Origin of the sequence: Leclercia sp. Colony189, assembly GCF_009740165.1 — a bacterium.
In the GTDB taxonomy this organism is placed as follows: Bacteria; Pseudomonadota; Gammaproteobacteria; order Enterobacterales; family Enterobacteriaceae; genus Enterobacter.
Window position 1 is genome coordinate 3535913 of record NZ_CP046557.1, and the last position, 14118, is coordinate 3550030.

Below are 14118 nucleotides of genomic sequence, written 5' to 3' on the forward strand. Positions count from 1 at the left end.
CTCGCCCTGCAAAAGGGAATTCTTTTCAGGTTTGTGATGCAGTTAATTCATGTTGCAAAGAACCATTTACAAAGCAGGGTTATTTTTTATAAGATGCATTCAAAATACACTATTAAAGTAACATTTTAAGGAAGCTGCTATGTTAGATGCCCAAACCATCGCTACCGTAAAAGCCACGATTCCCCTGCTGGTCGAAACGGGTCCTAAACTTACCGCCCATTTTTACGATCGTATGTTCGCGCACAACCCGGAGCTCAAAGAGATTTTTAACATGAGCAACCAGCGTAATGGCGATCAGCGCGAAGCGTTATTCAACGCCATTGCCGCCTACGCCAGCAACATCGAGAACCTGCCGGCCCTGCTGCCAGCAGTGGAAAAAATCGCTCAGAAACATACCAGCTTCCAGATCAAACCTGAGCAGTACAACATTGTTGGCACCCACCTGCTGGCGACCCTGGACGAAATGTTCAGCCCGGGCCAGGAGGTGCTGGACGCCTGGGGCAAAGCCTACGGCGTGCTGGCGAACGTCTTTATCAACCGTGAAGCGCAGATCTACAGCGAAAACGCCAGTAAGACCGGCGGATGGGAAGGTACCCGTGCCTTCCGTATCGTGGAAAAAACCCCGCGCAGCCAGCTTATCACCAGCTTTGAATTTGAACCCGTCGACGGCCAGCCGGTTGCCGATTACCAGCCAGGCCAGTACCTGGGCGTGTGGCTGAAGCCTGAAGGCTTCCCGCATCAGGAGATCCGCCAGTACTCTCTGACCCGCAAGCCAAACGGCAAAAGCTATCGCATTGCGGTAAAACGCGAGGAAGGCGGTCAGGTTTCGACATGGCTGCATAACGAAGCCCGCGTGGGTGATGTGGTGCATCTGGCCGCCCCTGCGGGCGACTTCTTTATGGCTGTTGAAAGCAATACCCCGGTGACGCTGATCTCCGCCGGTGTCGGTCAGACTCCGATGCTGGCGATGCTGGACACCCTGGCGAAGGCGCAGCATAAGGCGCAGGTGAACTGGTTCCACGCCGCAGAGAATGGCGAAGTGCATGCGTTTTCTGATGAAGTGAAAAGCCTGGCTGCCGGCCTGCCGCACTTTACCGCTCATACCTGGTATCGCCTGCCGTCGGATGACGACCGTGCCGCTGCCCGCTTCGACAGCGAAGGCCTGATGGCGTTAAGCGAGCATAAAGAGCAGTTCCACGCCCCGGAGATGCAGTTCTACGTCTGTGGCCCGGTGGCCTTTATGCAGTATGCCGCCGCGCAGCTCCTTGAGCTGGGGGTGAATAAAGAGAACATTCACTACGAATGCTTCGGCCCGCATAAGGTGCTGTAATGCAAAAAGCCCCTCAGTAGAGGGGCTTTTTTTTGCCCGGCGGCGCTGCGCTTGCAGGGGCCTACGGGATGTCAAACAACGGGTAATTAAATCGCTGCGTCGTCTTCTTCGCCGGTACGGATACGGATCACGCGCGCCACGTCAAAGACGAAGATTTTGCCATCACCAATTTTGCCGGTCTGTGCGGTGCGGATAATGGTATCCACGCAGGTATCCACGATGTCATCCGACACCACGATCTCAATCTTCACCTTTGGCAGGAAATCGACCATGTATTCTGCGCCACGGTAGAGTTCGGTGTGGCCCTTCTGACGACCAAAGCCTTTCACCTCTGTCACCGTCATGCCGGTAATGCCGACTTCTGCCAGCGCTTCGCGCACATCATCCAGTTTGAAAGGTTTAATAATCGCATCAATCTTTTTCATGGTGGTCCTTAAACTTATGCCTGTCAGCTGCCTCGTAATCGGTTGCTCACAGTATCATATTCAGGCGGAATTTAGCGCATCACTCTTTAAAATCGTTTGCTTCCAGCTCATGGCGCGAGAGCAGTTTATAAAACTCGGTGCGGTTACGCCCAGCCATGCGCGCCGCATGGGTGACGTTGCCTTTGGTGATCTGCAGTAACTTACGCAGATAGTTAAGCTCAAACTGGTTGCGGGCTTCAACGAAGGTCGGCAGGGCGGTGTTTTCGCCCTCCAGCGCCTGCTCCACCAGCGCATCGCTGATCACCGGCGAGGAGGTGAGCGCCACGCACTGCTCAATCACGTTCACCAGCTGACGCACGTTACCGGGCCAGCTGGCGGTCATCAGCCGCTTCATGGCGTCGGTGGAAAATGCACGGACAAACGGCTTGTGCCGCTCGGCGGCCTGGCGCAGCAGCTGAGTAGCGAGCAGCGGAATATCTTCTGCCCGCTCCGCCAGCGCAGGGATCTTCAGGTTAACAACGTTGAGACGGTAGAAGAGGTCTTCACGAAACTCGTTGCGCGCCATCGCCTTGGGCAGATCCCGGTGGGTCGCGGAGATGATGCGCACGTTGATGTCGATATCGCGGTTACTGCCGAGCGGTCTGACCTTGCGCTCCTGCAACACGCGCAGCAGTTTTACCTGCAGGGGCGCCGGCATGTCGCCAATTTCATCGAGGAACAGCGTGCCGCCTTCCGCCGCCTGGAAAAGCCCTTCCCGGCTGCTGACCGCACCGGTGAAGGCGCCGCGCGCGTGTCCAAAGAGCTCGGACTCCAACAGCTGCTCGGGCAGCGCCCCGCAGTTAATGGCGATAAAGGCGTTTTTGCCGCGCGGGCTGGCGTTGTGAATGGCCTGGGCGAGGATCTCTTTCCCTGTGCCGCTCTGGCCGTTAATCAGCACGCTGACATCGGACTGCGCCACCATGCGCGCCTGCTCCAGCAGACGCAGCATAATCGGGCTGCGGGTAACGATCGCCTCCCGCCACGTTTCGTCGCCGGAGGGGGCGGCGTGTTCCAGGGCATCATCAATCGCTTTGTAGAGCGCGTCTTTATCCACCGGCTTGGTGAGGAAGCTAAAGACCCCCTGCTGGGTGGCGGCCACCGCATCGGGGATGGAGCCGTGGGCGGTAAGAATAATCACCGGCATGCCGGGCTGGAGCTTCTGGATCTCGGTGAAGAGCTGCATGCCGTCCATTTCGTCCATCCGCAGATCGCTTATCACCAGATCGATCTTCTCGCGGCCCAACACTTTCAGCCCCTCCTGACCACTTTCGGCGGTCACGATGCTGTAACCCTCGCTCACCAGACGCATCCCCAGCAGCTTCAGCAAACCGGGATCGTCATCCACCAGCAAAAGATGCGCAGGTTTTCGGCTTGTCATGGCTTTACGTCCTCCTGTTTCGGGGCATCGCTTTTCGGCTCTGTCGCATCACCCTCGGTGCCGGCGGGCGACGCGGCACTCTTCGGCGCGTCCGGCAGATAGTTACTGACCGGCTTACGGGTGGAGAGCTGCCGTTCAATATCGGTCAGGTTTTCCAGCTTGCGGGTTGTGGTGTCCAGCTGCGCCCGCAGGTATTGCTGCTGCTGGCGCAGGGTATCCAGTTCACCGTCGGTGGTCTGCTGCAGCTTACCGTAGCGGAAACGCTCCTCTGCCAGCTGCAGTTGCAGCACCTGACCGTGTCGCCACAGCTGATACAGCGGGCGCACCTGGGCCGGGATCTGCGGGCTCAGCGCATCCAGCCGGGTGGTCAACTGGCGCCGCTCCACGGGATTAATTTTGGCATTGGCCAGCAGGATCCCGCGCTTAAAACTCTCCTGCCAGGTATCATCGTCCCATCCCCTCGCCTCTGCGCGCGCGGCGGCGGGTGAGAGGCGATCTGCGCAGTCCATGCCGCGCAGCCAGTAAAGCGGGTTGCTGTCGGTCTCCTGACCGTGCAGCTGCCAGATATTATTGCAGTCGGTAGACAGGAAGTCCGCCAGCTGATGCTCAGGCAATTTTTCACCCTGCTTGTCGCTGATGGCACTGGTCGGCGTACTGGTGACGCACCCGGCCAGCAGCAGGCAGGGAAGGCTCAGAAAGAGAGAGTGACCGGAAAATACCGCGTTAATGGCGCGGGAAAAGACGTGTGACATACTCACCAGATTTAGATTCATTTTAGTGGTTTTTCCGACTCAAGCGGCAGTTCGATGCGAAAACAGACATCGGTACGGTCGTCAGTGACAAGGTTAAGCTCTCCATGCATACGACGAATACAGTCGCGTGCGATACTCAGCCCCAGGCCGCTTCCCTTCACCGCCCCTTTTCGTTGATGGCTACCCTGATAAAAGGGTTCAAAGATCATCGCTTTTTCATCGTCGGGGATCGGGCTTCCGGTGTTGGCGACATCGATACAGACTCGCGAGCCGCGCGTAAAACTGCGAACATAAATGGTACCGGATTCAATACCATAGTGCACCGCATTGGAATAAAGATTATCCAGCACGCTCATCAGCAGCATCGGCTCGGCTAAACAGGCGGGTGTCGCCAGCGCCAGTTCAGTATGCATCATTTTAGCGCGAGCAGGCAGGCTGTGAGCAGACAGCACCATATCCACCAGCGGCGCGAGCTCGACGCGCTCAAGCTCCGGGATGCCGTCGGCCAGTTTACGGTTGTAGTCGAGCAGCTGTTCAATCAGCTTTTGCAGGTTGCGGCTGCTGGCATCAAGGATCTCGACAATCTCTCTTTGCTCCGGGGTCAGCGGCCCGGCAACCTCATCGGCCAGCAGTTCGGTGCCCTCACGCATGCTGGCGAGGGGCGTTTTCAGTTCGTGGGAAATATGGCGTAAAAACTGGTGACGTTGGGATTCGAGCCATGACAGCCGCTCCGACAGCCAGATGATACGTTGCCCGACCGAACGCAGCTCGCGCGGGCCGGTAAAGGCCACGGTATTGCCCAGCGAGCGCCCCTCCCCCAGCCGGTTGATCATCCGCTCAATGCCCTTAACCGGGCCGATGATCATCCGGGTGAAGAGCACCACTAACAGCAGGCTGAGCAGAAAAAGGACCAGCGTCTGCCAGCCAAAGAACTGGCCGCGCTCGGCAATCTCCTGCTGGAGCTGTTGCCCGCGGGAGAAGATCACCGACCGGGTCGCCTGAACCATCTCGGTATTGGCATTCGCAAAGGCCTCCAGTCGCATAGCGGCCTGGGCATCAGGCCCGCTGTTAATGCACTGCAGCTGGGACAGAGCGTTAAGATCCTGGCGCAACGTTTGATAGAGCTTATCGTCGGGCAGTACACCGGCATGGGCGTCGAGCATATCGCTGTAGCGCTTACGCTGATCCTGGTACACCCGGGCCAGCGTTCTGTCGTCGAGGACGCAATACTGCCGGTAGCTGCGCTCCATCTCCAGGGCGGCATTGGTCATCGCCTCGCTGCGGCGGGCATCAATCAGGGTGGTTCTGTTGGTCAGCGCCGCCTGCGCGCTGAGCGCGTTCAGGCTCTGCCACGCCTGCCATGCCAGCACCAGCAAAGGCAGCAGGATCAGCAGGAAGGCCATCATGACTAACTGTCGTAAGGAGCGAGGGAAAACTGGCCAGCGTTTCAACGCATTACTCTCTGTCGCGAGGGGGTAAGGGGATGCTAGCCGGACATGCGTTCAGATACAACAAAGCCGGGTTAAAAACCCGGCTTTGTTGCGGAATGAGGCGGTGCCTAACTCGACGTTTCGCCCTGGGTCTGATAAAGCAACGCTATGATCAGTAGTTGGACGGCAGGCACCTTTTTGTGCGTCATTCGAAGTTTATGTAGCACGTCCCGAAGGGGCTGACATAAGAAGGTGAATGAGCCACTGGTTACTATTATGCAACAGATGTGCCAAAATGCAAATAAAAATATTAATGTGTTGAAAAATATGAATTTATAGAGTTTTACGTACTTATTCAGCGCGTGATGATTTTCAGGGTATCTGTCGCTAATCAGCAACACTCTGGCAGAATCCTTACTACCATTATAAAAATCAAAAACTTAAGTGTCGCCTTTTGGCGACACCGCAGAATGTGAGTTGTCGCACATTTGCGACACTGAGGAATTGCCGGGCGGCACTGCCTTTGCCCGGCCTACAAAATTTATCCGGCTTTTGGAGGCCCGGTAAGCGAAGCGCCCCCGGGCACAACAACGATCTCTTAACCTAACTGCTTACGCGCGTTGCGGAAGATACGCATCCACGGGCTGTCCTCGCCCCAGTTTTCCGGGTGCCAGGAGTTACTGACGGTGCGGAATACGCGCTCAGGGTGCGGCATCATCACCGTGACGCGACCGCTTTCGCTGGTCACCGCGGTGATCCCGTTGGCAGAGCCGTTCGGGTTTGCCGGGTAGTTTTGCGTTACCTTGCCGAAGTTGTCGACAAAGCGCAGCGCCACCAGACCTTTGCTTTCCAGCTCCGCCAGATGCGCGGCATCACGCAGTTCAACCTGCCCTTCACCGTGGGAGACAGCGATCGGCATCTGCGATCCCACCATTCCCTGCAGCAGCAGAGACGGGCTCTGGGTCACTTCCACCAGGCTGAAACGCGCTTCGAAGCGATCGGACTGGTTACGCACAAAGCGCGGCCAGGCTTCGCTGCCCGGGATCAGCTCGCGCAGGTTCGACATCATCTGGCAGCCGTTACAGACGCCCAGCGCCAGGGTCTGTGGACGGTGGAAGAAGGTTTCGAACTCATCACGGACGCGTTCGTTGAAGAGGATGGATTTTGCCCAGCCCTCGCCCGCGCCCAGCACGTCACCGTAAGAGAAGCCGCCGCAAGCCACCAGCGCCTGGAAATCAGCCAGACCGGTGCGCCCTGCCAGCAGGTCGCTCATGTGAACGTCGATGGCATCGAAGCCTGCACGGTGGAAGGCGGCCGCCATCTCAACGTGGGAGTTCACGCCCTGCTCACGCAGGACAGCTACTTTCGGACGCGCACCCTTCGCAATGTACGGCGCGGCGATGTCTTCGTTAATGTCGAACGAGAGTTTGACGTTCAGGCCCGGATCGTTGTCGTTGGCTTTCGCCTCATGCTCCTGATCGGCACACGCCGGGTTATCACGCAGACGCTGCATCTGCCAGGTGGTTTCCGCCCACCACATACGCAGCGTGGAGCGGCTTTCGGCAAAGACCGTCTGGCCATTCGCCTCGATAACAAAACGATCGCCGCTCACCGCTTTACCCAGATAATGTACGCAGTCGCCGAGACCGTGCTGCGCCAGCAGCGTTTCCACCGCCTCGCGATCTGCCGCCCGTACCTGAATGACGGCGCCCAGCTCTTCGTTGAACAGCGCAGCCAGATTATCGTTACCCAGAGAGGCAATATTCACTTCCACGCCGCAGTGGCCGGTGAAGGCCATTTCCGCCAGGGTGACCAGCAGGCCGCCGTCGGAACGGTCGTGGTAGGCCAGCAGTTTGCGTTGGGCCACCAGCGCCTGAATGGCGTCGTAGAAGCCCTTCAGCTGCGCCACATCGCGCACGTCTGCCGCTTTGTCACCCAGCTGGCGATAAACCTGCGCCAGCGCGGTGGCACCCAGTGCGTTATGACCTTTACCCAGGTCAATCAGCAGCAGGGCGTTATCTTCGGTAGAGAGCTGCGGCGTGATGGTGTGACGCACGTCTTCCACGCGGGCAAAGGCGGTGATCACCAGCGACAGCGGAGAGGTCATCTCGCGCTGCTCGTTACCTTCCTGCCAGCGGGTTTTCATCGACATGGAGTCTTTGCCCACCGGAATGGTCAGGCCCAGCGCCGGACAGAGCTCTTCACCCACCGCTTTAACCGCTTCGTACAGCCCGGCGTCTTCACCCGGGTGACCGGCTGCGGCCATCCAGTTGGCGGAGAGCTTGATACGTTTGATGTCGCCAATCTGGGTGGCGGCGATGTTAGTCAGCGCTTCACCTACCGCCAGGCGGGCAGAAGCGGCAAAGTCCAGCAGCGCCACCGGGGAGCGTTCGCCCAGCGCCATCGCTTCGCCATAGTAGCTGTCAAGGCTGGCGGTAGTGACCGCGCAGTTCGCCACCGGGACCTGCCACGGGCCCACCATCTGATCGCGGGCGACCATGCCGGTCACGGTACGGTCACCGATGGTGACAAGGAAGGTTTTCTCCGCCACCGCCGGCAGATGCAGAACGCGGTTTACCGCCTCGGCAATCGTCACACCCTGCAGGTCGAGCGCTTTACCGCTCGCTTTGCGGGATTCAACGTCGCGAGTCATTTTCGGCGTTTTACCCAGCAGCACGTCCAGCGGCAGATCGATCGGCTGGTTGTCGAAATGGGTATCGCTTAAGGAGAGGTGCATCTCTTCGGTGGCCTCACCGATCACCGCATACGGGGCGCGCTCGCGACGGCAGAGCTCGTCAAACAGCGGCAGCTGATCCGGGGCAACGGCCAGCACGTAGCGCTCCTGAGATTCGTTACACCAGATCTCCAGCGGGCTCATGCCGGGTTCATCACTCAGGATATCGCGCAGGTTGAAGCGGCCCCCGCGGTTGCCGTCGCTCACCAGCTCCGGCATGGCGTTGGAGAGACCGCCCGCACCCACGTCATGAATAAAGAGGATCGGGTTGGCATCGCCCAGCTGCCAGCAGCGGTCGATCACCTCCTGGCAACGGCGCTCCATCTCCGGGTTGTCGCGCTGTACGGAGGCGAAGTCGAGATCTGCATCAGACTGGCCGGATGCCATAGAGGAGGCGGCCCCACCACCCAGACCGATATTCATCGCCGGGCCGCCCAGCACGATCAGCTTGGCACCCACGACGATCTCGCCCTTCTGCACGTGATCGGCGCGAATGTTGCCGATCCCGCCCGCCAGCATGATCGGCTTATGGTAGCCGCGCAGCTCTTCGCCGTTGTGGCTGTCCACTTTTTCTTCGTAGGTACGGAAGTAACCGTTCAGTGCCGGACGACCAAATTCGTTGTTAAACGCCGCGCCGCCCAGCGGTCCGTCGGTCATGATATCCAGCGCGGTAACAATACGCTCTGGTTTGCCAAAATCTTCTTCCCACGGCTGTTCAAAGCCCGGGATGCGCAGGTTGGAGACGGAGAAGCCGACCAGACCCGCTTTTGGTTTTGCCCCACGACCGGTTGCGCCTTCGTCACGGATTTCACCGCCGGAGCCGGTGGCGGCACCTGGCCACGGCGAAATAGCCGTCGGGTGGTTATGGGTTTCCACCTTCATCAGGATATGCGCCGGCTCCTGATGGAAGTCATAGCGCCCCGCTTCGCGATCGGCGAAGAAGCGGCCCACCTCGGAACCTTCCATAACTGCGGCGTTGTCTTTGTAGGCAGACAGCACATGATCAGGGGTTTGCTCGAAGGTGTTTTTGATCATTTTGAACAGCGACTTTGGCTGTTGCTCGCCGTCGATAATCCAGTCGGCGTTGAAAATCTTGTGGCGGCAGTGCTCTGAGTTGGCCTGCGCGAACATATAGAGTTCGATGTCGTTCGGGTTGCGGTTCAGCTTAATGAACGCGTCCTGCAGGTAGTCAATCTCATCTTCTGCCAGCGCCAGGCCTAAACGCAGGTTGGCGTCAATCAGCGCCTGACGGCCCTCACCCACTAGGTCCACGCTCTGCACGGGCGCAGGCTGATGGTGAGAGAAAAGCTGCTGCGCGTCGTCGAGAGAGGCGAACACGCTCTCCATCATGCGGTCGTGCAGTTCTGTTGCCACGGCTGACCACTGTTCATCAGTCAGGCTTGCGGCTTCAACGTAATAGGCCACGCCCCGCTCCAGACGATTAATCTGGCTCAGACCACAGTTATGGGCGATGTCGGTTGCTTTAGAAGACCAGGGGGAGATGGTACCCGGACGAGGCGTAACCAGCAGAAGTTTACCGTTCGGGGTATGGCTGCTCAGGCTTGGCCCGTACTTCAGCAGGCGCTCAAGCCGGACTAAATCCTCTGACGTTAAGGGAGCATTCAGGTCAGCAAAATGGACATACTCAGCGTAAATATTGCTTACCGGAAGGTCGGCCGCCTGAAAACGTGCCAGCAGTTTATTGATACGGAAGGCAGACAGTGCAGGCGAACCACGCAGAATTTCCATCATAAGTCTCTCGTCTTCGAAGCGCCGGAGGCGCTTACAGTGTGCGCAAGGGGGGAAAACGGGCGCCATTATAGTGGATCCTGCGCGCCGACGAAACCGTTTGCGTCGTAATAAAATCGTCGTCGTCATTTAACCATTGGTGTTGCCTTTCCCGCTAATAAGTTGCCAAGTGGCGCAACTTTACGCAAAATGCCGCGAAATCTTTGGTAATACTTGTTTTTACTATGGCCAATAAACAACAGAATAATACACAGCGCATAGAATCAACTTATTGAAAAAATTAAAGATTAATTATCTGTTCATCGGCATCGTGACCCTGCTGTTGGCAGCGGCCCTGTGGCCTTCAATCCCTTGGTTCGGTAAAGCCGAAAATCGCATCGCCGCCATTCAGGCGCGGGGGGAGCTGCGCGTCAGTACCGTGGCCTCTCCCCTCACCTACAGTGCGATCAACGATAAAGTCATTGGGCTGGATTACGAGCTGGCGCAGCATTTTGCTGACTATCTGGGCGTAAAGCTCAGAATTACGGTACGCCAGAACATCAGCCAGCTGTTTGACGACCTGGACAATGATAAGGCTGACATGCTGGCTGCTGGCCTGGTCTATAACAGCGAGCGCAGCAAAAACTATCAGCCAGGCCCAACCTACTACTCTGTCTCGCAGCAGCTGGTCTATCGCGTGGGCAGCCTGCGACCACGCACGCTTGCCGGGCTCACCGCCGAGCAGCTCACCGTTGCCCCGGGCCATGTTGTCATTGACGACCTTCGGGCGCTGAAAGAAAAAAAGTACCCTGAACTTAGCTGGAAGGTTGATAAGAAGCTCGGCACCACGGCGCTGCTGGAGCAGGTGACAGACGGGAAACTGCCCTACACCATCGCCGACTCGGTTGCCATCAGCCTGTTCCAGCGCGTTCACCCGGAGCTGGCCGTGGCGCTGGACGTCACTGACGAGCAGCCTGTCACCTGGTTCAGCCCTCTCGACGCCGACCAGACGCTTTCCGCCGCCATGCTCGATTTCTTTAACAGGATGAATGAAGACGGCACGCTGGCGCGTCTGGAGGAGAAGTACCTCGGTCACGGGGAGGGCTTCGACTATGTCGATACCCGCAGCTTCCTGCGGGCGGTGGATAATGTCCTGCCGACGCTGAAGCCCCTGTTTGTGAAGTATGCCCAGGAGATTGACTGGCGACTGCTGGCCGCCATCTCTTATCAGGAGTCTCACTGGGACGCACTGGCCACCTCGCCAACCGGGGTACGCGGCCTGATGATGCTGACCAAAAATACCGCCCAAAGCCTGGGACTAACCGACCGTACCGATGCTGAGCAGAGCATCAGCGGCGGCGCGCGCTACCTGCAGGCGATGATGGACAGAGTGCCGGAGAGCGTCCCGGAAGAGGAGCGGATCTGGTTTGCGCTGGCGGCCTATAACATGGGCTATGCCCACATGATCGACGCCCGCGCCCTGACCGCGAAAACCAAAGGCAACCCCGACAGCTGGTCAGACGTAAAACAGCGTCTGCCGCTGCTGAGCCAGAAGCCTTATTACAGCAAGTTGACCTATGGCTACGCGCGCGGCCACGAGGCGTACGCCTACGTGGAAAACATCCGCAAATATCAGATAAGCCTGGTGGGGTATCTGATGGAGAAAGAGAAAGAGGCGCAGGCAGCCCAGCAGCTGGCCCAGGCCTATCCGGTGGTGGCACCGGAGGAGCTTACTCACCCGATAACTTCCATTCTGCCTTTTGCTGCTTTTTCTGCTGACGCCGCATTCGAAAGAAGTCACTTAGCATCGCCGAACACGCTGGTGCCAACACCTCTCCAATAACCTTGACCTGATGGTTCATGCCGGGATGGCTGAGCACGTCCAGCAGCGAACCTGCCGCACCGGTTTTTTCATCCCGCGCCCCATACACCACCGTACCGATCCGGCTGTGGATCATGGCGCCGGAGCACATGACGCAAGGTTCGAGAGTGACATACAGGGTGGTGTCCAGCAGGCGGTAGTTTTGCAGCACCAGTCCGCCCTGGCGCAGGGCCATAATTTCGGCATGGGCGGTGGGGTCATGGCGACCAATCGGGCGATTCCAGCCCTCGCCGATCACCTGATTATTGTGTACCAGCACGGCACCGACCGGGACTTCGCCTTCATCCCAGGCACGTTGGGCAAGCTGGAGCGCATGGCGCATCCAGTATTCATGATTAAGTTCAGGGTCGGACAACGCAGCATACTCCAGTCTGAAAAGCGGGCGCATTATACACACCCGCTATGCATAATCACAAAATCATTCCAGTTGCTGAAGTTCGCCCAGCGGCGTAACGCGCCAGCGGTGCTGGCAGAAGTAGAGCAGCGGGTTATCCTGTTTGCTGTCGCTGTAGCCGCTGTAGAGCCGCAGTGGGGTGCCGATTTTCTTCTCCAGCTGTGCCACCTTCTCATGCCCGAGACAGCGCATGGTCAGCACCCAGCCGCCATAGGCGCGGCCAATCTGGGTGGCGATCAGGTTAACGCGCGGCAGCCAGGGGGTATCAAAGTAGACCTGTTCCACCAGCGACTGCGGCGAGCCGGTGATGAGCCAGATGTCGGCATCGTTGGCGTCCAGGTAGTTTGTCAGCCGATCCTGCACCACCGGAAAGGCGGTGACATGTTTGCGAAACCAGGTGACAAACTCTTTCTCCAGCTGTTTAAGCCGGGCTTCGCTGTGGCCGAAGGTACACCCCCACAGCAACAGGCTCATCGGCCAGCGAGCGGCGCGCCCCTTCACCAGCAACACGCCGCCAATGATTGGCAGCAAGGGCAATACGAGCAGGGCATTCAGGGGCTGTCGGCGCAGTAAATAGCGCATAAAGGTGCCGAACATATCCTGCTGATGCAGCGTTCCGTCCAGGTCAAAAAAGACAACACGACGCTCGTTATTTGCCAAACCTTACTCCTCTGGATCGTTAAACCCTAACAGCCAGGTAAACAGGAACCCGGCGATCACCGCTACCAGATAGCCTAACAGATAGAGCATGACTTTTCCGGTCACGATGGTTAATGCCAGCGGTAATCCGGAAATACCAAAGGTGATGACGGTCGCCACTTTCCAGTAACCGATCAGCGCCCCACCGACCGCGCCACCCAGACAGGCCCCGATAAACGGCTTGCCGAGCGGGAGGGTGACGCCAAAAATCAGCGGCTCGCCGATGCCCAGCAGCCCGACCGGCAGCGCCCCTTTGATCACCTTTTTCAGGCGTGCGTTGCGGGTTTTCATCAGCACCGCGATGGCCGCGCCGATCTGTCCGACCCCGGCCATCGCCAGAATAGGCAGCAGGGCGTTGTAACCGTGCGCCTGCACCAGCTCAACGTGGATCGGCACCAGCCCCTGATGTAAACCGGTCAGCACCAGCGGCAGGAAGGTACCCGACAGCACTGCCCCCACCAGGAACCCACCGCGATCGATAGCCCAGGAGGCACCGTGGGCAATGGACTCCGAGATCCAGCCTCCCAGCGGCTGCAGGGCGATGATGGCGATACTGCCGGTGATAAGCGTGGTCAACAGCGGGTTGAGGATCAGCTCCAGGGAGCCTGGCAGAACATTACGCAGCTTTTTCTCGAGCCAACACATCAGCACCACCACCAGCAGCACGGCGATCACCCCGCCGCGCCCCGGCTGCAGCGCTTCGCCGAACAGGGTGATCTGCGCCAGCTGCGGGCTGGAGAGAATACCGGCCATCACCCCGCCTAACGCCTGCGAGCCGCCAAACACTTTGGCGGTATTAACCCCCACCAGAATGTTCATGATGGCAAAGACCGCGCTGCCGAAAATGCCGAGGATCCCGAGCAGGTTTGGATAGTGGGTCGCAAAATCCCCGACAATGTCCGGGCGTTTGAGGATATTGATAATGCCGGTGATGAGCCCCGAGGCAATAAAGGCCGGAATGAGCGGAATAAAGACATTCGCCAGCATGCGTAGCGCATCGCTCATCGGGGCTTTATATTTCGCTTTTGCCTGCGCTTTGGTGCGCTCGGCATCATCAATCACCGCCCCGCCCATCAGGGAGCGCATGGCATCCACTACCTGCGCGGCTTTACCCGGCCCGACGATGAGCTGGTGCTGCTCCCCCTGCTTTACGTATCCGCTGACGCCAGGCAGTTTTTTCAGGGTGGCCGGATCGAGCTTGTCGTCATCCTGCACTTCCACCCTCACTCGCGTCATACAGTTTTCCAGACGCCGTATATTTTTTTCTCCGCCGATCCCCGCAAGAATACCGCTGGCGAGCGCTACTGTTTTTTCCATGTACGCCTCT

Annotated in this window: 10 protein-coding genes; 2 read left to right on the forward strand and 8 right to left on the reverse strand. The window is 58.4% G+C overall.

Going from position 1 to position 14118, the window contains the following annotated elements; all coding sequences use genetic code 11:
* Positions 1 to 139 precede the first annotated feature (139 nt).
* Positions 140 to 1330, forward strand: a complete 1191-nt coding sequence (hmpA, locus tag GNG29_RS16800; protein WP_103180738.1) for an NO-inducible flavohemoprotein — start codon at positions 140 to 142, stop codon at positions 1328 to 1330.
* A gap of 86 nt (positions 1331 to 1416) precedes the next feature.
* Here hmpA and glnB read toward each other — a convergent pair whose 3' ends face one another.
* From glnB to purL, 5 genes are all read right to left on the reverse strand, one after another.
* Positions 1417 to 1755: a nitrogen regulatory protein P-II gene (gene glnB, locus GNG29_RS16805; protein ID WP_003860685.1), complete on the reverse strand. Its 339-nt coding sequence runs from the start codon at positions 1753 to 1755 to the stop codon at positions 1417 to 1419.
* A 79-nt stretch (positions 1756 to 1834) separates the two neighbouring features.
* Positions 1835 to 3172 (reverse strand): two-component system response regulator GlrR, encoded by a 1338-nt coding sequence (gene glrR / locus GNG29_RS16810; RefSeq protein WP_103180739.1) that lies wholly within the window; start codon positions 3170 to 3172, stop codon positions 1835 to 1837.
* Complete coding sequence (gene qseG / locus GNG29_RS16815) at positions 3169 to 3945, reverse strand: two-component system QseEF-associated lipoprotein QseG (RefSeq protein WP_103180740.1); 777 nt, start codon at positions 3943 to 3945, stop codon at positions 3169 to 3171. Before qseG ends, glrR begins: the two co-directional genes overlap by 4 nt.
* Positions 3942 to 5375 (reverse strand): two component system sensor histidine kinase QseE/GlrK, encoded by a 1434-nt coding sequence (gene qseE, locus GNG29_RS16820; RefSeq protein WP_197431814.1) that lies wholly within the window; start codon positions 5373 to 5375, stop codon positions 3942 to 3944. Before qseE ends, qseG begins: the two co-directional genes overlap by 4 nt.
* A gap of 577 nt (positions 5376 to 5952) precedes the next feature.
* Positions 5953 to 9840 carry a phosphoribosylformylglycinamidine synthase gene (gene purL, locus GNG29_RS16825; RefSeq protein ID WP_156655039.1) on the reverse strand — a complete coding sequence of 1296 codons (3888 nt, stop codon included), beginning with the start codon at positions 9838 to 9840 and terminating at the stop codon, positions 5953 to 5955.
* Between the two features lie 268 nt (positions 9841 to 10108).
* Between purL and mltF the strand changes: the two genes are divergently transcribed.
* Positions 10109 to 11659 carry a membrane-bound lytic murein transglycosylase MltF gene (gene mltF, locus GNG29_RS16830; RefSeq protein ID WP_156655040.1) on the forward strand — a complete coding sequence of 517 codons (1551 nt, stop codon included), beginning with the start codon at positions 10109 to 10111 and terminating at the stop codon, positions 11657 to 11659.
* Here the strand turns inward: mltF and tadA are convergent.
* From tadA to GNG29_RS16845, 3 genes are read right to left on the reverse strand one after another with little or no spacing between them, the layout of a single operon-like run.
* Positions 11547 to 12086, reverse strand: coding sequence for a tRNA adenosine(34) deaminase TadA (tadA, locus tag GNG29_RS16835; protein WP_103180745.1), 540 nt, complete (start codon positions 12084 to 12086; stop codon positions 11547 to 11549). The two genes, mltF and tadA, sit on opposite strands and share 113 nt — an antisense overlap.
* Before the next feature lie 30 nt (positions 12087 to 12116).
* Complete coding sequence (yfhb, locus tag GNG29_RS16840; RefSeq protein ID WP_103180746.1) at positions 12117 to 12752, reverse strand: phosphatidylglycerophosphatase C; 636 nt, start codon at positions 12750 to 12752, stop codon at positions 12117 to 12119.
* A 3-nt stretch (positions 12753 to 12755) separates the two neighbouring features.
* Complete coding sequence (locus GNG29_RS16845) at positions 12756 to 14108, reverse strand: PTS transporter subunit EIIC (protein ID WP_103180747.1); 1353 nt, start codon at positions 14106 to 14108, stop codon at positions 12756 to 12758.
* Between the last annotated feature and the right edge of the window lie 10 nt (positions 14109 to 14118).